Raw genomic sequence first — 21,021 nt, forward strand, 5'->3', positions numbered from 1 at the left:
GACTTCGTTGTCCGCCCAGCAAACGCCGGGTCGTCTGATGAAAAAGTAAACTTGATCACACCGGTTGTCGTCAAGTCTTTAACGCAATTGCCGGATAACGAATTGGTCTACGAGCGCCGGATCCCGGCGTGCTGGAACACCAGGGCGGCTGCTCCCAGGGCCTCCGCGCGGTCCCCGAGTGAGGACATCGTCAGCGTAGTGGTCTCGCCGATCACCGGCACTGCATGCCGGATAAGGCCCCGCCGAATGGGATCAAGCAGCAGGTCGCCCAGGCCCGCGAGGGGACCGCCCACCACGATGACTTCAGGGTTGATCAGGTTTGCCACGTTGCCCAGGGCACGTCCGACTGCCAGGCCAGCATCGTCCACCACCCTGAGCGTTGCGGAGTCGCGCTCCAGGGCTTTGCGCACGATGTCGGCAGGTGTCAGAGGCGGGTCTTCTCCTCGGCCCAGCAGCTCCATCATGGTGGTGGTGGAGGCAATGGTTTCCAGGCAGCCGCGGTTGCCGCACCGGCACACGAGTCCGTGCTCATGGATGGTGGCGTGGCCGATTTCTCCGGTAATGCCCACCGTGCCGTAGTAGGGCGCGCCGTTGAGGATCAGGCCGGCGCCGATGCCCGACCCGATCTTGAGGAACATCAGGTTACTGACTCCGGTATGCGGTCCCCACGTGACCTCGGACCAGGCTCCAAGATTGGCGTCGTTGTCAACGAACACGGGGATATTAAGCTTTTCCTCCAGATGCTGGAGGATGTTGATGCCCACCCATTCGGGGAGGATGGCGCCCTGCGCTACGGTGCCGGTGCGGCGGTCGATGGGGCCGGGAATTCCGACGCCGGCGCCCACCACCAGGGTCCGGTCCACGCCGCTTTGCTGCAGCAGTTTTTCCAGCAGTCCGACGGCTGCCCGGATGCCTTCCTCGGCCTGGTGGCCAAGCGGCAGCAGGACGGATTCCTCGGCGATCACGTGATAGCTCAGGGATGCCAGAACCACACGGAGATGCCGCCGGCCGAAGTCGATTCCCACTGCCACCGCGCCGTTGCTGTTGAGCCGCACATTGAGCGCCCGGCGGCCGGAACTGGTGATCGGTTCCGTCGACGCCAGGCCCGCATCCTGCATGATTTTGACGATGTTGGACACCGTTGCAGTCGACAGACCGGTCTGGCGTGCAAGCTCGGCCTGGGTGGACGGCCCGCTCATGAGGGTCTCGATGATCCGTTGCTGGTTCAGTTGCCGGAGGGCTGACTGGGATCCAGGATTCTTTGGCTTGCTCCTCGTCGGGCGCGGTGTGGCGGACATGAAAAGAAGATTGCCCTACTTTGACTCTTGTAGTCAAGAAGTTAACGCAATAGGCCTGCCGATTGAGACAAAATGACGGGATGATCCGTCCGCCTGTGGCTTTGGCCGGTGCAATTGGCCCCGGAACCCTTCAGCGCCCATGGTTAGGCTGGAAAAGCGGACGCAGACTTCCTGTGGCCGTCCCAATCATGTGAGGTGGAAACGGTGCTGCTGGCCCTGATGCAGGCGAACGCCCGCGTACTCGACGTGGATGCAAACTGCGCCGCCCTGGATGCGGCTGCCCGGGCGGCCCGCGGGAAGGGCGCATCGGTTCTGGTGACCCCGGAGCTGTTTCCCGTGGGCTACGCGCCTTTACGGCTCCGTGCGGAGCTGGACTCTGCCAAGCTTCCCGCCATCCGGGAGACGTTGCGTGGCATCGCGCGTCGTCACGGGATCGCCTTGGTGTATAGCCTTCCGTCGGTTGGCGACGGAGGCAGTTGGCACATCACGTCCACGCTGGTGGACGCCAGTGGGGCCGAGCTTCTCAACTACGCGAAGGTGCACCTCTTTGGTGATGACGAACGCGCGGCGTTCAGCCCCGCAGAGGCGGGTCCCGCCGTCGTCGACTTCAACGGTTTCCGGACGTCCATGGTGATCTGCTACGACGTGGAATTCCCCGAAACGGTCCGGGCCGCGGCGCTGGGCGGCGCAGAGCTCCTCCTGGTGCCGACCGCGCTGGCGCACGGCTTCGAAACCGTCCCCCAGGTGCTGCTCCGGGCCCGCGCGCTGGAGAGCCAGCTGACCATCGCCTATGCCAACCACTCCGGAACCGAGGACGGCTGCGAGTTCCTCGGCGGCAGCGTCATCGCCGGACCGGACGGTTCACTGCTGGCCGCGGCGGGTCCCGGAACCCAAATCCTGTACGCCGAGGTGGAACCGGACGCCGCCCGAAAAGCCCGTGACGTGGTGCCCTATCTCCGTGAACGCCGCCCCGACCTCTACCGGTCCTGGGGTATCTGAGGCACCCCGCCCTCCACGCCGTCCACGTACTGAAGGGCAATCCACAGTTCAGCCCGCACCTGGGCGGAGCCAAGGTCCATGGCCAGCAGCTCGGCCAGTGCATTGATCTGGCGCCGCACGCTGTTCCGGTGCAGGCCCAGCAATTTGGCTGTGGCATCCCAGTTGCCGTTTTCAGCCAGCCATGACTTCAGGACAAGCAGCTGGGAGCTCCGGCGGTCAGGCTCCTGCGCCAGGACCGGTTCCAGCAGCCGGGCGGCAAGCATGGTGCCGGCGCTGCGCCCCAACAGGCCTGCGACCGACCACGTGACCTCATCCACCCGCACGCTTTCTCCGCTTGCCTGGACGCGGGATCGCAGCGACGCCGCGCGCTGGTAAGCGGCCGGGAGGCCGGCCATTTCGGTGGGGACGCCCACCACCAGGCGCCAGCCCAGTGCTTCCACCTCATTCAACAGCGTGTCGTCCACTTTGAACCGCGTGACGGCGGCAAACCCGTAGTCCGTCAGTTCCACCATCTTCGTGTCGAAAAGCCTGCGCCACTGCAGCAACTCCCTGACCGGGCCATCCGCCGACGCGGTCGGCGCAGCATCCGCGCGGACTCCCTGAACCACCCGCAGGGCACCGGATCGGGTTCCGGAAACGCTTTGGGCCAGGAGGTCCCTAAGGACATTCAGCTGCCGGGTTGAGCCGGAGGCCAGGCTCTCCGGATGCAGCAGGAGTGCCGTTGCCAGCTGGCTGGGGGCGAGCGAGCCGCTGGTGCGCTGGCGGACCAGCAGTTCCAGCAGCCCCACTACCGACGACACCACACTGTTCTGGGCCGGGGTCAGCGCCCTGTCCGTGCCCAGGATGAGTGCCCCGAGGGTGGCGTCCTTGGTGCTCCGGAGCGGGTGGCCGAACACCAGGGCTGACCCGTTCGCGGGCAATGAGTCCGTTTCCACCCGCGGGCCGTTGCCGGCCAGCAGCCGCTTCAGCATGGGCTGCAGGGCGGACGGTTCGACGGCGGTCGCAGGGCTGGTCCCGCCGGTCCCGCTGGTCCCGCCGGTCCCGCTGGTCCCGCCGGTCCCGCTGGTCCCGCCGGTCCCGGCGGTTGCCGCCCGGGCCCGCACCCGGCCGTCCGCCCCGAAAAGCTGGGCCCAGACCGGAACGCGCTGCGCCAGGGCGGACAGGAGCTCGTGCTCGGGCCTGGCCGACAGCACCGCCCGCATCAGTTGCCGGTTGGTGTCTGCCAGCTGACGGAAGACGCGGGCGTTGCCGGATTCCAGGAGCTGGGAGAATTCCAGGCCAATGGCGGCGAAGGGGACACTGTGGGGAATCTGGACCAGCGTGAGCTGATGTTTCCGGCAGGCCCAGAGCACGTGGTCCGGGACGGCGTCGAAATAGGGCTCCAGGCCAAACCCCAGGGCGGCGACGCCGGCGCCGACCAGCCGCCGGACGTACGCTTCCGCCCTCTCCTTCGTGCCGCCGTCGTCCAGGAAAGGCAGGCCCGCGGTCAGGACGAACTCCCCGTCCAGCAGGTAGGGCGTGGGATCCTCCAGTTCGCTGGGCTCCACCCAACGCAGCGGTGCGCCGAAGTTGCCTGCATCATGCAGGACGGCGACGTCCCGGGGGAGTGCCGCCAGAAACTGGCCCAGAGTTACGGCATCCAGGTGTTCCGCGGCATCAGGCTGCACGGCGGAACCCCTGACCGATGTGTTCAGCGCTGGCCACGGTTGGTGCATTACGTCTCATGATTGAAAACTATAGGTCACTTTGCACAGTACTGAGATACGGCTCACACCTCTAGGCTGGATGAGGGAAACCGACAACTACTCACGAACGGACGTCAACGATGACTGTGCCAACACTCTCCGGACCTGCCACGGGCCGGACTGCCGGCCGTCCCGGGCTGGGCGCGCAACTGCTGCGCCGAAAGCCGATCGGACAGATGGTCAGCGAAGCGGAAAGCGGCCAGGGCGGGACGACATTGGTCCGCAGCTTCGGAGTCCTGCAGCTGACCATGATCAGCGTAGGCGCCACCCTGGGGACCGGGATCCTGGTCATCCTCGGCGAATCCGTTCCGCTCGCCGGCCCGGCCATCTGGATCTCGTTCGCCATCGCCGGGTTCGCCGCGCTGCTTTCGGCTGTCTCTTATGCAGAAATGGCGGGCATGGTCCCCGTTTCCGGGTCCAGCTATTCCTACACCTACGCCACGATGGGCGAAGGCATGGCCTGGATCTGCGGCTGGTGCCTGGTCCTCGAGTATGCCGTCTCCGTAGCGGCCGTTGCCGTGGGCGCGGGCCAGTACGTGAACGAGGCCCTGGCCGTGTTCGGTCAGGTCCTGCCCGATGCTGTGTCCCAGCCCCCGGGCGACGGCGGCCTGGTCAACATCCCGGCCATGGTCATCGTGGTGCTGGCCACCATCCTGCTGGTCCGGGGAGCCAAAGAAAGCGCCTGGATCAACACGACCATCGTGGTGATAAAGGTGGGTATCCTCCTCTTCTTCTGCGCCGTTGCCTTCACCGCCTTCAACGCGGGCAACTTCGAACCGCTCCTGCCGATGGGAGCCGCCGGAGTCTCCGCCGCCGCGTCCCGGGTCTTCTTCTCCTACATCGGCTTCGACGCCGCCTCCACCGCCGGCGAAGAAGCCCGCAACCCCAAGCGCGACCTGCCCCGGGCCATCCTGCTCTCCATGGTCATCGTCACCACCATCTACGTCCTGGTTGCCGTCGCAGCCATCGGCGCCCGCCCCTGGGGCTGGTTCGACGGTACCGAAGCGGCCCTCGTGAAGATCCTGGAGGAAACCACCGGCCAGCCCTGGATCGCCCTCGTCTTCGCCGTCGGCGCCGTCCTCGCCATCGCCAGCATCGTGCTGACTGTCCTCTACGGCCAGACCCGCATCCTGCTCTCCATGTCCCGCGACGGGCTCATCCCGAAGATCTTCGGCCGCGTCTCCCGCCGGACCGGCACTCCAGCTGCCGGCACGCTGCTGGTAGGCACCGCCGTCGCCCTCACCGCCGGGCTTGTCCCGCTCGGTGCCCTTGCCGACGCCACCAGCATCGGAACCCTGTTCGCCTTCGCCCTGGTCAACGTGGCCGTGATCTACCTGCGCCGCACCCGGCCGGAGCTGGAGCGTACGTTCCGCGTACCGCTTTTCCCTCTGACCCCGGTCCTCGGCGCGCTGATGTGCGCCTACCTCATGGCCAACCTGGGCGCCGACACCTGGGTGACCTTCGGAATCTGGATGCTGGTGGGCCTGGCGGCCTACTTCGGCTACGGGCGCCGGAACTCCAGGGTGGCGGCGCTGAGCCACGAGGAATACCGTGAGCTGAGCAGGCCAGAATCTTCACCGCTGTCCAACACCGAACGAACGAAGGCAGAGCTTTCATGACCGTCGCCACCGAACTCCCGGCTTCCGACCCGGCCAGCACCAAGGCTGGCCCCATCACCATGCTGAACCCCGATTTTCCGTTCAGCTACGACCACTACCTGGCCCACCCGGCAGGGCTCGGCTCGGTTCCGCCGGAGCTTTACGGCACCGAAGTGGCCGTTGTTGGGGCGGGGCTTTCGGGCCTCGTCACGGCGTACGAACTGATGAAGCTGGGCCTGCGCCCTGTCGTCTACGAAGCGGACCAGATCGGCGGCCGCCTGCGGACGGCCGGTTTTCCGTCCGCTCCCGGCGTGGTGGCCGATCTTGGCGGCATGCGGTTCCCCGTGTCCGGCAGGGCCTTCTACCACTACGTGGACCTGCTGGGGCTGGACACGCAGGATTTCCCCAACCCGCTGGCACCCGTCACGTCAAGCACCGTGATCGAACTGGCCGGCCAGAAGTACTACGCAGAGACCGCCCAGGACCTGCCGCCGTTCTTCCGCGAGGTGGCCGATGCCTGGAAGGCGGCAGTGAACGACGGCGCGAAGTTCGTCGAAATGCAGGAGGCCATCCGGGCCCGCGACACCGGCCGGATCAAGGAGCTCTGGAACGAACTGCTGCCGCTCATGGACGAGCAGACCTTCTATGGGTTCATCGCCGGGAGCCAGTCGTTCAAGGAAGCCGGCTTTGCCCACCGTGAAGCCTTTGGCCAGGTGGGTTTCGGTACCGGCGGCTGGGACACCGACTTCCCCAACTCCATCCTGGAAATTCTTCGCGTGGTCTACACCGACGCCGATGACCAGCACCGGCTCATCAGCGGGGGAGCACAGCGGCTGCCCGAGGCACTGTGGCAGCACGCGCCGTCGGGCATGGCGCACTGGCCGGAGGGAACGTCCCTGGCGTCGCTCCACTCCGGATCGCCCCGCGGGGCTGTCGGCAAGATCAGCCGCGATGCCGACGGCGACCTCCGGATCAGGGAGCGCTGGGGCCGCGAGGCCAGCTACCCTGCCGTGGTCACCACGTGCCAGTCCTGGTTGCTGTCAACGCGCATCCACACCGAGGAGGCGCTGTTCCCGGCCGAGCTGTGGACTGCCATTGAGCGCTCGCACTACATGCAGTCGTCCAAGACGTTTGTGATGGTGGACCGTCCGTTCTGGAAGGACATCGATCCGGACACCGGCCGCGAGGTGCTGTCCATGACCTTGACGGACCGGCTCAACAGGGCCACGTACCTCCTCGATGACGGCCCGGACAAGCCTGCCGTGATCCTGCTGTCCTATACCTGGAACGATGACGCGCTCAAATGGCTGTCGCTGGACGCCGACGAACGCGTTGAGCTGATGCTGCACTCCCTCGAGCAGATTTACCCGAACGTGGACATCGCCAGCCACATCGTGGGCCAGCCCATCACCGTTTCCTGGGAAGCCGATCCAAACTTCATGGGTGCCTTTAAGGCGAACCTGCCGGGGCACTACCGGTACCAACAGCGGCTGTTCACGCACTTCAAGCAGGACAAGCTGCCCGAATCCCAGCGCGGGATCTTCCTCGCCGGTGACGATGTGTCCTTCACCGCAGGCTGGGCCGAAGGAGCCGTGACCACGGGCCTGAATGCGGTGTGGGGTGTGGTGAACCACCTGGGCGGTTCGGCGGCGCCGGGCAACGCAGGGCCGGGCGACCTCCTGGACGCCATCGGGCCCATCAGCCTGGACTGAGGGTTAGGGGGCGGGTGGGGACTAGCCGTGCAGTTCCCGGTGCGCGCGGGCCAGTTCGACGTAGCGGGCGGCGTTCTGCTTCACGCCGTCGAACTCCTCGTCGGTGAGTTCCCGCCGCACTTTCGCGGGGACGCCCGCCACGAGTGACCGGGGCGGCACCACCGTGCCCTCCAAGACGACGGCGCCGGCCGCCACGAGCGAGCCGGTGCCGATCACGGCGCCGTTCAGGACAGTGGCGCCCATGCCGATCAGGCAGTCGTCCTCCACGGTGCAGCCGTGGACGACGGCGGCATGCCCCACGCTGACCCCTGCCCCGACGGTGCAGGGGAAGCCCGGGTCCGCGTGCAGCACCACGTTGTCCTGCAGGTTGCTGCCGGAACCCACCGTGATCGCGGCGGTGTCAGCGCGAACCGAGACGCCGTAGAACGCGCTCGAGTTCTCCGCGAGCGTGGCCTTGCCGATGATCGACGCCGTCGGGGCGATGAAGGTGGATGCATGAACGGCCGGTGATTCGCCGGCGAAATCGTAAAGAGGAGCCATGGGCCAAGCCTAGGACATCCGGTCCTGGCCCAAGTAAGTAGCAGTAGATGTCCTTATGAGCCCCGAAAACGGCATCTACTGCTACTTACTTGGGGAGGCGGGGGTGCGGAGGATCAGGAACTGGTAGTGCTGCGTCCAGTTGCCGGCGCCCGGGCCGGATTCCTCGCCGGCGCCTTCCGGCCAGGTAACAAAATCCTCGATCACGCCGTGCCGTCCGAAAACCTGCCGCACGGTTTCGTCGCTGCGCCGGCTGAAGAACCGCCGAGGTACAAGGTCGTCCTCCGGGTTCAGCACTTCTTCGTCGTCACCGGACCAGAGGCCGACGGCGATGGGTGCGTTGGGTGCCGTGACGCGCACCAGCTCGCGCAGGACGCCGTCGATATCAGCGGCGGGGATGTGCAGCAGCGTGCTCATGGACCAGGCCGCGGGAAATGCGCCATCGGCGAAAGGCAGCCTCCGGGCGCTCGCGACTGAGACAGGCAGGCCTTTGGACCGGGCCTGCCGGACGTGCCCCTCGGAGAGGTCAACGCCGGTGTAGTGGATGCCGGCCTGGACAAACTTCAGCCCGTCCAGGCCTGTGCCGGAGCCGACCTCCAGGACGTCGTGGCGGCCTTCGGACTTCAGCAGGCTGATGAACCGTTCGCGCTGTTCCCCCCGCCGCGGAGACAGGGGATGATCCCAGCCGGATGCGGCACGGTGGTTGTAGAACTCGGCGAGGCGCTGCTCGCTGCCGGGTTCCTCCATTCCAACCTCAGATGCTGCGTCCATGCTGGTCCCCCGTCCGGTAGTTGAAGCGCCCCAGGTAAGCGCCTCAGGTAAGCGCCTGTCAGTTGAAAACCACTGTCCGGTTGCCGTCCAGCAGCACCCGGTGCTCGGCATGCCATTGAACGGCCTGCGTCAAAGTGCGGCCCTCCACGTCCCGGCCCATCTGCACGAACTGCTCAGGGGTGCGGGCGTGGTCCACGCGGATGACTTCCTGCTCGATGATGGGCCCTTCGTCGAGGGCGGCGGTGACGTAGTGCGCCGTCGCGCCGATCAGCTTGACGCCGCGGGCGTGGGCCTGGTGGTAGGGCTTGGCGCCCTTGAAGGACGGCAGGAACGAGTGGTGGATGTTGATGGCCTTGCCCGTAAGGTCCGCGCACAGGTCATCCGAAATGATCTGCATGTACCGGGCCAGGACGGTCAGCTCGACATCATGCTCGGCCATAAGGGCGCGCAGCTTGTCCTCGGCCTGGGCCTTGGTGTCCGGGGTGACCGGGATGTGGTGAAACGGGATGCCGTAAAACTCGGCCAGCCCGGCAAGGTCGCGGTGGTTGGAAACGATGGCGGGGATCTCGATGGGCAGGGTGCCGGAACGCTGCTGGAACAGTATGTCGTTGAGGCAGTGCGCGGACGTGCTGGCCATCAGCAGCGTGCGCACTTTCTGGCCCACAGGGTTGAGGCTCCACTGCATGCCGAAGGAGTGGAGCACCGGCTCAAGGGCCGCCTGGACTTCGGCCCGGGAAGCCGTCGTCGTCGCTTCCACCCGCATAAAGAAGTTGCCCGTTGCGGGGCTGCCGTACTGCTGCGAGTCCAAAATATTACATCCGGCCACCAGCAGCGCTCCGGCCACGGCGTGGACAATTCCGGGGCGGTCCGGGCAGGACAGGGTCAATACGTAGGCTCGGTTCAGCTGTTCTTCAGTCACGCCTACAAGCCTACCCGCGCGGTACGCCCGCGTTTGGTAGTCTGGTGGGGTCGCAACTGGCGTTGGGTGGCTAACCACCAGGGAGCGGCAATCACGAAGACCACGGATCGTACGCCTGGGCCGAGGGTCAAGTCTTACCGGAGCTGCACCCTTTCAAGGATGTGGTTCATTTTCACGCCCTGTCATCAAGGGGCGGTGAGGTGCGCCAGCCGGTAGCCTGACCTTAGCAGTGCCCGTATCCCTAGCCAGGAGTTTTTCGTGACTACTACCGCCACCACAACAGCCGCCGTCAGCAACCAGTCGCTGGCCGAGCTTGACCCCGAAATCGCAGCAGTCCTCAACCAGGAACTTGGCCGCCAGCGCGGCACCCTGGAAATGATCGCCTCCGAAAACTTCGCCCCGCGCGCCGTGATGGAAGCCCAGGGCTCGGTCCTGACCAACAAGTACGCCGAGGGTTACCCGGGCCGCCGTTACTACGGCGGCTGCGAATATGTGGACATCGCCGAGCAGCTGGCCATCGACCGCGTCAAGGCACTGTTCGGTGCCGAGTACGCCAACGTCCAGCCGCACTCCGGTGCACAGGCCAACGCCGCAGCACTGTCAGCCATGATCACCCCCGGTGACAAAATTATGGGCCTGTCACTGGCCCACGGTGGACACCTGACCCACGGCATGAAGCTCAACTTCTCCGGCAAGCTCTACAACGTGGCTGCCTACCAGGTGGAACAGGACAACTTCCGGGTTGACATGGATAAGCTGCGCGAGCAGGCCATCGCCGAAAAGCCCCAGGTCATCATCGCCGGTTGGTCCGCCTACCCGCGCCACCTGGACTTTGCGGCCTTCCGCTCCATCGCCGATGAAGTGGGCGCGCTCCTCTGGACCGACATGGCCCACTTCGCCGGATTGGTGGCAGCCGGCCTGCACCCGAGCCCGGTGCCGTACTCCGACGTCGTCACCTCCACAGTGCACAAGACCCTCGCCGGACCCCGCTCCGGTGTCATCCTGGCCAAGCAGGAGTGGGCCAAGAAGATCAACTCCAACGTGTTCCCGGGCCAGCAGGGCGGCCCGCTGATGCACGTCATCGCGGCCAAGGCCGTGGCCTTCAAGATCGCCGGCACCGAGGAATTCAAGGAGCGCCAGGAGCGCGTCCTCGAAGGCGCCAAGATCATTGCTGACCGCCTCAACCAGGCCGACCTCGCCGAAGCCGGCGTCTCCGTCCTGACCGGTGGCACGGACGTGCACCTGGTCCTGGTGGACCTGCGCAACTCGCAGCTGGACGGCCAGCAGGCCGAGGACCTCCTGCACTCAGTAGGCATCACCGTGAACCGCAACGCGGTTCCGTTCGACCCGCGCCCGCCGATGGTCACCTCCGGCCTGCGCATCGGCACCCCGGCCCTGGCCACCCGCGGCTTCGGTGCCGAGGAGTTCACCGAGGTGGCCGAGATCATCGCCACCGCACTCAAGGCCGGCTCCGCCACGGACGTGGACGCCCTTCAGGCCCGCGTGGACAAGCTCGCCGCCGATTTCCCGCTGTACCCGCAGCACGAGCAGTGGTGAACCGCGGCCCTCACGCCTGTGGCGCCGCACTGACAGGACCGCTCGGAAACTGATCCGGAACAGCCGACGGGATCCACTGCCGCACAAACGGCAGCGGATCCCGTCGGCATGAGCCCACCAATACCGCTCACCACCAGAAAGAGCAGATGGAATGACACAGTCCACCGCACAGATCCTTGACGGCAGGGCCACCGCCGCAGCCATCAAGGCAGAACTGACCGAACGAGTGGCGGCCCTAAAGGCCCGCGGCATCGTTCCCGGCATCGCGACCGTGCTCGTGGGTGCGGACCCGGCCTCGCAGCTGTACGTGTCCATGAAGCACAAGCAGTCGGTGGCGATCGGGATGAATTCGATCCAGCGTGAGCTACCCGGGGACGCCAGCCAGGCCGAGGTTGAGGCCCTCATTGACGAACTCAATGCGGATCCCGAATGCCACGGATACATTGTGCAGTTGCCGCTGCCCAAGCACATTGACACGGACGCCATCCTCGAGCGGATCGACCCCGCCAAGGACGCTGACGGCCTGCACCCGACCAACCTCGGCCGTCTGGTGCTCAACGTCAACGGCCCCATCGACACGCCCCTGCCGTGCACACCGCGGGGTGTCATTGAGCTGCTGCTGCGCAACGGCTATGACCTCAAAGGCAAACATGTGGTGGTGGTTGGACGTGGCGTCACGATCGGCCGGTCCATTGGCCTGCTGCTCACCCGCCGCGAGATCAACGCCACCGTGACCCTGACCCACACCGGCACCACCAACCTGTCGGAGCTGCTCCGGCAGGCCGACGTGATCGTGGGCGCGGCCGGCGTGAAGCACATCGTCAAGGCTTCGGACGTGAAGCCAGGCGCTGCACTGCTCGACGTCGGTGTCACGCGTGAGACCGACCCTGCCACGGGCAAGAGCAAGGTCCACGGCGACATCGACCCCGCCGCGGCAGAGGTGGCCGGCTGGATTTCCCCGAACCCCGGCGGCGTTGGTCCCATGACGGTGGCGCTGCTGATGACCAACGTGGTCGAAGCCGCCGAACGCCAGGCGGGCCTCGCCTAGTCCCGGCGCGGAACACGTAACATCCGACGGCGGCCCGCACCTTCTTATGGAAGGCGCGGGCCGCCGTCGGGCTTTAACGGCAGGGCGTGGTGTTCGCCGGCGGAAGAAGGTGCCTTGGTGCGCCGCAGCGTTTGAGACAATGGACCCATGCAATCACTGGGTAACCCTCAATCCCCGTCCGGCCGGTCCAAGAGCGGCTTCTCCATGCTCCGGATCAGCGGCCCGGGAATGATGGTTTTTGTCATCGCCTTCCTGGTTGCCGTGATCTTCGCGGCCAACCAGAACGACGTCGTGGGCTGGGTTGTGGCGATCATCGCCGCCTTCTGGCTGGCCCTCGCGGCCTTTGTGGTGTTCAGCATCCAGAAGGCCGCCAAAAAAGCCGGTGCCAAGCTGACGGAAGCCCAGAACGCCTTCAACAGCGCGGCCGGCCGTGCGCCGTCGTCGTCCTCGGCCGACCACGGCGGCACCCGGGTGGTGTACGAACGCACCGAAGCGGACGAGGTCCGCGATCTCAAATTGGACCACTCGTTCAAGATCGTCCAGGTGCAGATCCAGGTGGTGGAGAAGGAGCGCGGCAAGGGTGAGGCAGCGGACCAGGATACGATCCGCCGCGCGCTGGAGACCATAGAGATCACGGCCACCAACGCCCGCGACATGATCCGAGCCGGCGGCGGCACCGGCGACCCGGTCAGTGGAACCATCATCGACTAGAGTAGTGCGGGTGATCTCGGCATTGAAGAAGGACCACCTTCGCATCGCATCAGTCAACGTCAACGGCCTCCGGGCTGCCTACAAGAACGGTATGGCGGCATGGCTGGAGCCCCGCGAGGTGGACATTCTCTGCCTCCAGGAAGTCCGTGCGCCCGACGCTATCGTGCGCCAGCTGCTCGGTGACGGCTGGCACATCCTGCACGCCGAAGCCGAGGCCAAAGGCCGCGCCGGCGTCGCCATCGCGTCCCGTGAAGAGCCGCTGGACACCCGCAACGGCATCGGCGATGACTACTTTGCCACTGCCGGCCGCTGGGTTGAGGCTGATTTCAGGGTGGCCGACGCCGCGGGGAACCCCACGCAGCTGACGGTTGCCAGCGCCTACGTGCATTCCGGTGAAGTGGGCACGCAGAAGCAGGTGGACAAGTACCGGTTCCTGGATGTCATGAGCACCCGCCTGCCGGAACTCACCAAGCACAGCGACCACGCCCTCGTGGTGGGCGACCTGAACGTGGGCCACACTGAGCGGGACATCCGTAATTGGAAGGGCAACGTCAAGAAGGCCGGCTTCCTGCCTGACGAGCGTGCCTATTTTGACCGCTTCTTCGGCGAGGACATCGGCTGGATGGATGTTCACCGTGGCTTGGCCGGCGACGTCGACGGCCCCTACACCTGGTGGTCGCAGCGTGGCCAGGCGTTCGACAACGACACCGGTTGGCGCATTGATTACCACCTGGCTACTCCGGCCCTCGCCGCCGCCGCGTTTTCGGCGGTGGTTGACCGGGCGCCGTCGTGGGACACCCGCTTCTCTGACCATGCCCCGCTGGTAGTGGACTACCGGCTCTAAGCCCCGAAGGTTCTTCCCCCATGACTAGCCCGACTTCCCCGGTGACCAAAAAACGCATCCTCTCAGGTGCCAAGCCCACGGCCGACTCCCTACACCTGGGCAACTACATTGGCGCTGTCCGCAATTGGGTGGACATGCAGGCCGAATTTGATGCCGTGTTCTTCATCCCGGACCTGCACGCCATTACCGTGGACTTCGATCCCGCCGAGCTCGCCAAGCGCACCCGGGTGGTTGCCGCGCAGTACATTGCCGCCGGCATCGACCCGGACAAAAGCATCTTCTTTGTGCAGTCCCATGTCCCTGAGCACGCCCAGTTGGCCTGGGCCCTGAACTGCATCACCGGTTTCGGCGAGGCGTCCCGGATGACCCAGTTCAAGGACAAAACCCAGAAGTCGGGTGCGGACGCCGCGACTCTTGGCCTGTTCGCGTACCCCACGCTTATGGCAGCCGACATCCTGCTGTACCAGACGGACCTCGTGCCCGTGGGGGAGGACCAGCGCCAGCACCTGGAGCTCACCCGGAACCTGGCCCAGCGGTTCAACACCCGCTTCGGCCACACCTTCACGGTGCCGGAGGCCACCATCGTCAAGGCCAGCGCCAAGATCTACGACCTGCAGAACCCCAGCGCCAAGATGTCCAAGACGGGCGAGTCGGCCAACGGTTCCATCCAGCTGCTGGAGGACCCCAAGCTCGCGGCGAAGCGCATCAAGTCCGCGGTCACCGACACCGGATCCGAGGTCCGATTCGATGCCGAAGCCAAGCCCGGGGTCTCCAACCTCCTCACTATCTACTCCTCGCTCACCGGGAAGTCCGTGGCTGAGCTGGAGGCGGCGTACGAGGGCAAGATGTACGGCCACCTGAAAGTGGACCTTGCGGAGGTCGTGGTGGACTTCATCACGCCGCTGCGGAACCGCACCAATGAACTGATGGCTGACCCGGCCGAGCTGGACCGGTTGCTGGCCCAGGGCGCTGAGCGGGCCAGGGAAATCGCCGCAGTGACCCTTGGCCAGGTCTATGAGCGCATGGGCTTCCTGCCGTCACTCAGCCTTGCAGGAGTCCGCTAGCTCGATGTCGGCCGCCAGCAATGTCAGCGAAGGAATGAGCGTAGGCGTCATTCTGGGCTTTCCCCCTGCCATCGCCAAGGAACTTCAACGCTGGCGGGCCTCCTTCGGGGACCCCATGGCGGGGGTGGTGCCGGCGCACATCACGCTGGTCACCACCACTCCTACCCAGGACTGGGCGGCCACTGAGGCGCACGTCCGCGAGGTGGCGCGCCAGCAGGCCCCGTTTATGGTCACGATTGCCGGCACCGGAACGTTCCGCCCGGTATCGCCGGTGGTCTACATCAACGTGGAGGACGGATTCGACTCCTGTGTGGAGCTCCACGAAAAACTCCAGACGGGCCCGCTGCAACGCGACCTGCCGTTCTCGTACCACCCGCATGTCACCATCGCCCACGATGTCGCCCCCGAAAGCCTGGACGAAGCCGAAACGGTGCTTGAAAGTTACCGGGCGACCTTCCCGGTGGTTAGCATGGGACTCTACGAGCACGATGCCGACGGCATTTGGCAGCTACGGGAAGAGTTGGACTTTGGGACCGAAACTGACGACGACGGCGGGTCATTCGCAGCGGACGCCGACGCAAACGGAGCCACCGCTCCCCACTGATCAGGCGCACCTGTTGCTCGCCGTCATCCAGAAACGGATGGAGTGGGGCAAAGCCAGAAGGTCCGACGGCGGCCCGGTGGCCGGCTTGCTCGCGATGCTCCAGTGGCTGCTTGCCCGGCTTAATGCCTTCCGGCCGATGCGCGCCTTCCGGCACTACAACCTCCAGCACGGCCCCTTGATGAGCGCCGGTATCGGCTTCAACATGTTCTTCTCCATCACGGGCCTGCTGGCCACGGGTTTCTCCGTTGCCGGCCTGGTGCTGCGAGGCCAGCCCGCCCTGCTGGACACCATCATCCGCAGCGTGGCCCAGAGCGCACCCGGACTGCTGAAGGTGGGCGGGGGAGAAGGGCTCGTTGATCCGAAGGACCTCCTGAACCCGGACGGCCTCGGCTGGACCGCCGTGGTTGCGGCCGTGGTTACAGTCATCACGTCACTGGGCTGGATCGCCGGGGTCCGCGACGGCCTGCGCGGTGTAGTGCAGCTGCCGCCCCTTAAGATCAATCCGATTGTCCTCAAACTGCGCGACGCCGGCACGCTCCTGCTCCTGGGAGTGGCCCTGGTGATCAGCGCCGGAGCGTCCCTGGTGTTCGGCACGGCGGCCGGCTGGGTCACGGACTTCCTGCAGCTGGATCCGGCAGTGGCCGGTCCGCTGACCACCCTGATCAAGATCGGTGTGCCGCTAACGCTCAACTGGGTCACCGCGGTCATCATGTTCCGGCTGGCCGGTGGCCTCAAGCTTTCGCGGCGGGCGCTCCTGGAGGGGACCATCCTTGCCGCCGTGGGCACCACCGTCCTGCAGGTGTTCAGCACCGAACTGCTGGCCGGTGCGGGACGGAACCCCATCCTGGCACCGTTTGCCATCATCATCGGGCTGCTGATCTGGTTCAACCTGGTCAGCCAGGTCTACCTGGTGTCCGCCGGCTGGTCCACCATCCGCGAAGTGGACCTCCGGCACGCGCCCGCTGGCCACGACAAAGCCCTGTGGGGCTCCCGGCAGGTCCAGCCAGGCAAGGTACCCGTGGAGGGCCACAGCGATGGGAAGCGCCCCGGTGCCGGGCACCCAGGCAGTGCGGCTGCTACTTCCCGGCGTCGAGGTACTGGTCTGCCCAGGCAGAAATAATCCTGGCCGCCCGGGCTGCCTGGCCTTTCCCGGTCAGCAGATGGTCGCTGCCCTCGAGGGAGACGAAGTTCCGCGGATGGCGCGCCGTCTGGAAAATGGTGCTGGCGTTCTCGATGCCCACGGTGTTGTCCGTGGGGGAGTGGAGCACCATCAGCGGCTTGTGCAGCTGCCGGATGCAGTCAGTGAGGTCCGCGTTCTCCAGGTCCTCCACAAAGTGTTTCCGGATCTCCACGCGTTTCCCGCCGAGGTCCACTTCCGCGCTGCCCTCGCTGAGGATCTTATCCAGTGCGGCGTCAAAGACGTGGGCCACGTGCTTGGGGGAGAACGGTGCCCCAACTGTTGCGACGGCGTCGAGCTCCGGGATCTGGCGGGCGGCCGAAAGCACCGCCGCGCCACCGAAGGAATGGCCCACCAGCAGGGAGATGGCCCTTCCCTGGTTGCGCATGAACTCGGCCGCAACAACGGTGTCAGCCACCTTGTGGCTGAAGGAACCCTCCGACCAAAAGCCGCCGGACTCGCCCAGACCCAGGTTGTCGAAACGAAGCATCCCGATGCCGGTGTCAGCCAGCGCCTTGCACATCCGGGACGCCGCGGGGCTGTCCTTGCCCAGGGTGAAGCCGTGCGAGAACACACCCCAGCCCCGCACCGGCCCCTCCGGGACGTCGACGATGCCGGACAGGAGCTCGCCGGTGGATCCTTCGAAACTGACTTTTTCGGAGCGGGACATCGCGTGCTGCTTTCGTTGATGGCGTCAGGTGTTAAACAACGACGGCGCCCATCCCACCTGAGGTGGGTGACGCCGTCGTAAGCAAGAACCTGACTTAGATCTTACGGGAGAGAATTGCCTGCTTGACTTCGGCAATTGCCTGGGTCACCTGGATGCCGCGGGGGCATGCTTCGGAGCAGTTGAACGTGGTGCGGCAACGCCACACGCCTTCCTTGTCGTTCAGGATTTCCAGGCGCATGTCGCCGGCGTCATCACGGGAATCGAAGATGAAGCGGTGGGCGTTGACGATCGCCGCCGGTCCGAAGTACTGGCCGTCGGTCCAGAACACCGGGCAGGAGGACGTGCACGCCGCGCAGAGGATGCACTTGGTGGTGTCGTCGAAGCGCTCACGGTCCTCGGCGGACTGCAGGCGTTCCTTGGTGGGCTCGTGGCCCTTGTTGATCAGGAACGGCATGACTTCGCGGAAGGACTGGAAGAACGGCTCCATGTCCACAATCAGGTCCTTCTCCACCGGCAGGCCCTTGATGGGCTCAACAGTGATGGGCTTGGTGGTGTCCAAGTCCTTCAGGAGCGTCTTGCAGGCAAGGCGGTTGCGGCCGTTGATGCGCATGGCATCGGAACCGCAGACACCGTGGGCGCAGGAACGGCGGAACGAAACGCTGCCGTCAATTTCCCACTTGACCTTGTGCAGTGCGTCCAGCACGCGGTCGGTGCCGTACATGGTCACCTTGAAGTCGTCCCACGTGGCGTCCTCGGACACCTCAGGGTTGTAACGGCGGACGCGCAGGGTGACGTCGAACGTGGGGATCTCTCCGCCGCCTCCGATGTGTGCGGGCAGTTCGATCTTTGAGGCTGGCTCAGCAAGTTCAGCAGTCATCTTAGTACTTCCTCACCATCGGCTCGTAGCGGGTAAAGACAACCGGCTTGGTGCCCAGCCGGATGCCCGCAATGGCTTCTGCAGATCCGTCGGCCGGGGCGTGGTCATCCTTGTACGCCATGGAGTGCTTCATGAATTTTTCGTCGTCGCGTTCCGGGAAGTCCTCTCGGAAGTGTCCGCCGCGGGATTCCTCCCGGTGCAGGGCCGCCACGGTCATGACCTTGGCCAGTTCCAGCAGGAAGCCCAGCTCAACGGCCTCAAGCAGGTCCAGGTTGAAGCGCTTGCCCTTGTCCTGGACGCTGATCTTCTTGTACCGCGCCTCGAAGGACTCGATGTCCCTCAGGACCTGGTTCAGCGTGTCAGCCGTACGGAACACCTGCATGTTGGCGTCCATGGTGTCCTGGAGTTCCTTGCGGATAACCGCCACCTTCTCGTCGCCGTTGCCGTTCCGGGCAATATCCAGCAGCTCGATGGTGTAGGCCTCCGGGTCCTCCGGAAGGTCCACGAAGTCAGCAGTCTTGGCGTACTCCGCGGCCGCGATGCCGGCGCGCTTGCCGAACACGTTGATGTCCAGCAGCGAGTTGGTGCCCAGGCGGTTGGAGCCGTGGACCGAAACGCAGGCAACCTCACCGGCGGCGTAAAGGCCCGGGATGACGGTGTCGTTGTCCTGCAGGACTTCGGTGGTGATGTTTGTGGGGATGCCGCCCATGGCGTAGTGCGCCGTGGGGAACACCGGAACCGGCTCCGTGTACGGTTCCACACCCAGGTAGGTGCGGGCGAACTCGGTGATGTCCGGGAGCTTGGCATCGATGTGCGCCGGCTCCAGGTGGGTCAGGTCCAGGAGGACGTAGTCCTTGTTCGGGCCGCAGCCGCGGCCTTCCCGGACTTCGTTGGCCATGGAGCGGGCCACGATGTCACGCGGTGCCAGGTCCTTGATGGTGGGGGCGTAGCGCTCCATAAAGCGCTCACCCTCGGAGTTACGCAGGATGGCGCCCTCGCCTCGGGCGGCCTCGGACAGCAGGATGCCCAGGCCGGCGAGGCCTGTCGGGTGGAACTGGAAGAACTCCATGTCTTCCAGCGGGATGCCCTTGCGGAATGCGATGCCCATGCCGTCACCGGTCAGGGTGTGGGCGTTGGAGGTGGTCTTGAAGACCTTGCCGGCGCCGCCCGAAGCGAAGATCACGGACTTGGCCTGGAACACGTGCAGCTCACCGGAAGCGAGGTCGTAGGACACAACGCCGGCAACACGCTTCTGCTTGTAAGGGGTGCCGTCCTCGCGGACGGCGTCTTCCTCGACCGTCAGGAGGTCAAGGACGTAGTACTCGTTGTAAAACTCCACGTTGTGCTTGACGCAGTTCTGGTACAGCGTCTGCAGGATCATGTGGCCGGTGCGGTCTGCTGCGTAGCAAGCACGGCGGACGGGCGCCTTGCCGTGGTCACGGGTGTGGCCACCGAAGCGGCGCTGATCGATCCGGCCTTCGGGCGTGCGGTTGAACGGCAGGCCCATCTTTTCCAGGTCAAGCACGGCGTCGATGGCTTCCTTCGCCATGACCTCGGCGGCGTCCTGGTCAACCAGGTAGTCGCCGCCCTTGATGGTGTCGAACGTGTGCCATTCCCAGTTGTCTTCTTCGACATTGGCAAGGGCAGCACACATGCCACCCTGCGCCGCACCGGTGTGCGAGCGGGTGGGGTAGAGCTTGGTCAGTACTGCTGTTCGCGCGCGCTGACCGGACTCGATCGCGGCGCGCATGCCAGCGCCACCGGCACCGACGATGACGACGTCGTACTTATGGACCTGCATACTTGGGCGCTCTTTCTCTCAAAATTCGCTATAAAACAACGGGCGGGCGTTGCCTGCACCGCAAAATACAGCCTGCGGCTCACCGCGGGCAGCGGATGAACTGGCTACGCGGGGCAGAAGCCGCCGGGCAGCGGAACACCGTCAACCACGGGGCACGGGTTGAAGGTGAAGATCACCAGGGTGCCAAGGACGATGATCACGGTGGTGGCCGCGTAGAGGACGATCTTGAGCAAGAGACGGGTGGAATCCTTCTCGGCGTAGTCGTTGATGATGGTGCGTACGCCGTTGGTGCCGTGCAGCATGGCCAGCCACAGCATGGCGAGGTCCCAGACCTGCCAGAACGGGTCAGCCCACTTGCCGGCGACGAAGCCGAAGTTGATGGCGTGGATGCCTTCGCCCACCAGGAGGTTCACAAAGAGGTGGCCGAAGATAAGCACCACCAACACAATGCCGGACAGGCGCATGAACAGCCACGCCAGCATTTCGAAGTTGCCCCGGCTGCTGCCGGTCCGGCGGTACTGGGGGGAAATCTTGCCGGTGCTGTTTTTCCCACTACTGTTTTTCCCACTGCGTGGGCTTTCGATAGTTGCAGTCATGGCTTAGTGACCTCCGAGTGCGAGGGAAAGGTGGCGGATGGAGAAGCCGACCATCACAACTACCCACAGGGCCAGGACGGTCCACAGCATCTGGCGCTGGTACTTGGCGCCCTTCTTCCAGAAGTCGACGGCGATGATCCGCAGGCCGTTAAAGGCGTGGAAAACAATCGCGGCAACCAGGCCCGTTTCACCCAGGGCCATAAGGGGGTTCTTGTAGGCACCGATGACAGCCGTGTAGGCCTCCGGGGACACACGCACCAATGAGGTGTCCAGCACATGGACCAACAAGAAGAAAAAGATCACTACACCGGTAATCCGGTGTCCTACCCAGGACCACATGCCTTCACGGCCGCGGTACAAGGTGCCAGCTGGTTTTGTCGGCACTGATAAACCTCCCTGCAACACAGCGGCGCTGGCATGAGATCCACGCGGGGGGAACGCCTGCTGCGAGAGCAACTCGTAGCTCAGGCCTAAATCTAGGCTTCGCTCACAG

At 65.3% G+C, this 21,021-nt stretch carries 20 protein-coding genes and 1 riboswitch; of the genes, 10 read left to right on the forward strand and 10 right to left on the reverse strand.

Going from position 1 to position 21,021, the window contains the following annotated elements; translation table 11 throughout:
• Positions 1–107: 107 nt before the first annotated feature.
• Entirely contained in the window at positions 108–1,298 is a 1,191-nt protein-coding gene (locus ACZY1F_RS05705; protein ID WP_463940751.1) for an ROK family transcriptional regulator, read from the reverse strand.
• A 204-nt stretch (positions 1,299–1,502) separates the two neighbouring features.
• On the opposite strand from ACZY1F_RS05705, the gene ACZY1F_RS05710 reads away from it, so the two are divergent.
• Positions 1,503–2,297: a carbon-nitrogen hydrolase family protein gene (locus ACZY1F_RS05710; protein ID WP_463941129.1), complete on the forward strand. Its 795-nt coding sequence runs from the start codon at positions 1,503–1,505 to the stop codon at positions 2,295–2,297.
• Here the strand turns inward: ACZY1F_RS05710 and ACZY1F_RS05715 are convergent.
• Positions 2,276–4,012: a PucR family transcriptional regulator gene (locus ACZY1F_RS05715; RefSeq protein ID WP_463940752.1), complete on the reverse strand. Its 1,737-nt coding sequence runs from the start codon at positions 4,010–4,012 to the stop codon at positions 2,276–2,278. The two genes, ACZY1F_RS05710 and ACZY1F_RS05715, sit on opposite strands and share 22 nt — an antisense overlap.
• A 110-nt stretch (positions 4,013–4,122) precedes the next feature.
• Between ACZY1F_RS05715 and ACZY1F_RS05720 the strand changes: the two genes are divergently transcribed.
• Together ACZY1F_RS05720 and ACZY1F_RS05725 are read left to right on the forward strand one after the other, a co-directional pair.
• Complete coding sequence (locus ACZY1F_RS05720) at positions 4,123–5,661, forward strand: amino acid permease (RefSeq protein WP_463940754.1); 1,539 nt, start codon at positions 4,123–4,125, stop codon at positions 5,659–5,661.
• Positions 5,658–7,352: a flavin monoamine oxidase family protein gene (locus ACZY1F_RS05725; RefSeq protein ID WP_463940755.1), complete on the forward strand. Its 1,695-nt coding sequence runs from the start codon at positions 5,658–5,660 to the stop codon at positions 7,350–7,352. The genes ACZY1F_RS05720 and ACZY1F_RS05725 overlap by 4 nt, the downstream gene beginning before the upstream one ends.
• 21 nt (positions 7,353–7,373) lie before the next feature.
• On the opposite strand, the gene ACZY1F_RS05730 is transcribed toward ACZY1F_RS05725, so the two are convergent.
• From ACZY1F_RS05730 to purU, 3 genes are all read right to left on the reverse strand, one after another.
• A complete protein-coding gene (locus tag ACZY1F_RS05730) occupies positions 7,374–7,892 on the reverse strand; it encodes a gamma carbonic anhydrase family protein (protein ID WP_463940756.1) in 519 nt (172 codons plus the stop codon).
• A gap of 81 nt (positions 7,893–7,973) precedes the next feature.
• Positions 7,974–8,660, reverse strand: a complete 687-nt coding sequence (locus ACZY1F_RS05735; protein WP_463940758.1) for a class I SAM-dependent methyltransferase — start codon at positions 8,658–8,660, stop codon at positions 7,974–7,976.
• A 58-nt stretch (positions 8,661–8,718) separates the two neighbouring features.
• Positions 8,719–9,579: a formyltetrahydrofolate deformylase gene (gene purU, locus ACZY1F_RS05740; RefSeq protein ID WP_463940760.1), complete on the reverse strand. Its 861-nt coding sequence runs from the start codon at positions 9,577–9,579 to the stop codon at positions 8,719–8,721.
• 42 nt (positions 9,580–9,621) lie between these two features.
• A riboswitch (ZMP/ZTP riboswitch) is annotated at positions 9,622–9,707 on the forward strand.
• A 130-nt stretch (positions 9,708–9,837) separates the two neighbouring features.
• Between purU and glyA the strand changes: the two genes are divergently transcribed.
• The 7 genes from glyA to ACZY1F_RS05775 all read left to right on the forward strand — a co-directional run bounded on the left by glyA (position 9,838) and on the right by ACZY1F_RS05775 (position 16,527).
• Entirely contained in the window at positions 9,838–11,136 is a 1,299-nt protein-coding gene (gene glyA, locus ACZY1F_RS05745) for a serine hydroxymethyltransferase (RefSeq protein WP_463940762.1), read from the forward strand.
• A 151-nt stretch (positions 11,137–11,287) separates the two neighbouring features.
• Entirely contained in the window at positions 11,288–12,184 is an 897-nt protein-coding gene (locus tag ACZY1F_RS05750) for a bifunctional methylenetetrahydrofolate dehydrogenase/methenyltetrahydrofolate cyclohydrolase (RefSeq protein WP_463940764.1), read from the forward strand.
• Positions 12,185–12,331: 147 nt separating this feature from the next.
• Positions 12,332–12,895, forward strand: coding sequence for a hypothetical protein (locus ACZY1F_RS05755; RefSeq protein WP_463940765.1), 564 nt, complete (start codon positions 12,332–12,334; stop codon positions 12,893–12,895).
• Between the two features lie 10 nt (positions 12,896–12,905).
• The gene (locus tag ACZY1F_RS05760) at positions 12,906–13,739 is read left to right on the forward strand and encodes an exodeoxyribonuclease III (RefSeq protein ID WP_463940766.1); all 834 of its coding nucleotides are present in this window, start codon (positions 12,906–12,908) and stop codon (positions 13,737–13,739) included.
• A gap of 20 nt (positions 13,740–13,759) precedes the next feature.
• A complete protein-coding gene (gene trpS / locus ACZY1F_RS05765; RefSeq protein WP_463940767.1) occupies positions 13,760–14,803 on the forward strand; it encodes a tryptophan--tRNA ligase in 1,044 nt (347 codons plus the stop codon).
• Between the two features lie 4 nt (positions 14,804–14,807).
• Positions 14,808–15,407 carry a 2'-5' RNA ligase family protein gene (locus tag ACZY1F_RS05770; protein ID WP_463940768.1) on the forward strand — a complete coding sequence of 200 codons (600 nt, stop codon included), beginning with the start codon at positions 14,808–14,810 and terminating at the stop codon, positions 15,405–15,407.
• 37 nt (positions 15,408–15,444) lie between these two features.
• Positions 15,445–16,527, forward strand: coding sequence for a YihY/virulence factor BrkB family protein (locus ACZY1F_RS05775; RefSeq protein WP_463941130.1), 1,083 nt, complete (start codon positions 15,445–15,447; stop codon positions 16,525–16,527).
• Here the strand turns inward: ACZY1F_RS05775 and ACZY1F_RS05780 are convergent.
• From ACZY1F_RS05780 to sdhC, 5 genes are all read right to left on the reverse strand, one after another.
• Positions 16,484–17,254: an alpha/beta hydrolase family protein gene (locus ACZY1F_RS05780; protein ID WP_463940769.1), complete on the reverse strand. Its 771-nt coding sequence runs from the start codon at positions 17,252–17,254 to the stop codon at positions 16,484–16,486. The genes ACZY1F_RS05775 and ACZY1F_RS05780 overlap by 44 nt on opposite strands.
• Positions 17,255–17,348: 94 nt before the next feature.
• On the reverse strand, positions 17,349–18,131 hold the full coding sequence (locus ACZY1F_RS05785) for a succinate dehydrogenase iron-sulfur subunit (RefSeq protein ID WP_058929685.1): 783 nt from the start codon (positions 18,129–18,131) through the stop codon (positions 17,349–17,351).
• A gap of 1 nt (position 18,132) precedes the next feature.
• Positions 18,133–19,932 carry a succinate dehydrogenase flavoprotein subunit gene (gene sdhA, locus ACZY1F_RS05790; protein ID WP_463917057.1) on the reverse strand — a complete coding sequence of 600 codons (1,800 nt, stop codon included), beginning with the start codon at positions 19,930–19,932 and terminating at the stop codon, positions 18,133–18,135.
• 104 nt (positions 19,933–20,036) lie between these two features.
• Positions 20,037–20,528, reverse strand: a complete 492-nt coding sequence (locus ACZY1F_RS05795) for a succinate dehydrogenase hydrophobic membrane anchor subunit (protein ID WP_463940771.1) — start codon at positions 20,526–20,528, stop codon at positions 20,037–20,039.
• Between the two features lie 3 nt (positions 20,529–20,531).
• Complete coding sequence (gene sdhC / locus ACZY1F_RS05800; RefSeq protein WP_082576094.1) at positions 20,532–20,912, reverse strand: succinate dehydrogenase, cytochrome b556 subunit; 381 nt, start codon at positions 20,910–20,912, stop codon at positions 20,532–20,534.
• Positions 20,913–21,021: the final 109 nt, after the last annotated feature.

The sequence above is a fragment of the Pseudarthrobacter xylosi genome (assembly GCF_055412765.1).

Bases quoted from the DNA above. Each gene is read 5' to 3' on its own strand.
- ACZY1F_RS05705 (WP_463940751.1), bottom strand. From the start codon at position 1,298: ATGTCCGCCACACCGCGCCCGACGAGGAGCAAGCCAAAGAATCCTGGA.
- ACZY1F_RS05715 (WP_463940752.1), bottom strand. From the start codon at position 4,012: ATGCACCAACCGTGGCCAGCGCTGAACACATCGGTCAGGGGTTCCGCC.
- ACZY1F_RS05720 (WP_463940754.1), top strand. From the start codon at position 4,123: ATGACTGTGCCAACACTCTCCGGACCTGCCACGGGCCGGACTGCCGGC.
- ACZY1F_RS05725 (WP_463940755.1), top strand. From the start codon at position 5,658: ATGACCGTCGCCACCGAACTCCCGGCTTCCGACCCGGCCAGCACCAAG.
- ACZY1F_RS05730 (WP_463940756.1), bottom strand. From the start codon at position 7,892: ATGGCTCCTCTTTACGATTTCGCCGGCGAATCACCGGCCGTTCATGCA.
- ACZY1F_RS05735 (WP_463940758.1), bottom strand. From the start codon at position 8,660: ATGGACGCAGCATCTGAGGTTGGAATGGAGGAACCCGGCAGCGAGCAG.
- ACZY1F_RS05750 (WP_463940764.1), top strand. From the start codon at position 11,288: ATGACACAGTCCACCGCACAGATCCTTGACGGCAGGGCCACCGCCGCA.
- ACZY1F_RS05755 (WP_463940765.1), top strand. From the start codon at position 12,332: ATGCAATCACTGGGTAACCCTCAATCCCCGTCCGGCCGGTCCAAGAGC.
- trpS (WP_463940767.1), top strand. From the start codon at position 13,760: ATGACTAGCCCGACTTCCCCGGTGACCAAAAAACGCATCCTCTCAGGT.
- ACZY1F_RS05770 (WP_463940768.1), top strand. From the start codon at position 14,808: ATGTCGGCCGCCAGCAATGTCAGCGAAGGAATGAGCGTAGGCGTCATT.
- ACZY1F_RS05775 (WP_463941130.1), top strand. From the start codon at position 15,445: ATGGAGTGGGGCAAAGCCAGAAGGTCCGACGGCGGCCCGGTGGCCGGC.
- ACZY1F_RS05780 (WP_463940769.1), bottom strand. From the start codon at position 17,254: ATGTCCCGCTCCGAAAAAGTCAGTTTCGAAGGATCCACCGGCGAGCTC.
- ACZY1F_RS05785 (WP_058929685.1), bottom strand. From the start codon at position 18,131: ATGACTGCTGAACTTGCTGAGCCAGCCTCAAAGATCGAACTGCCCGCA.
- sdhA (WP_463917057.1), bottom strand. From the start codon at position 19,932: ATGCAGGTCCATAAGTACGACGTCGTCATCGTCGGTGCCGGTGGCGCT.
- ACZY1F_RS05795 (WP_463940771.1), bottom strand. From the start codon at position 20,528: ATGACTGCAACTATCGAAAGCCCACGCAGTGGGAAAAACAGTAGTGGG.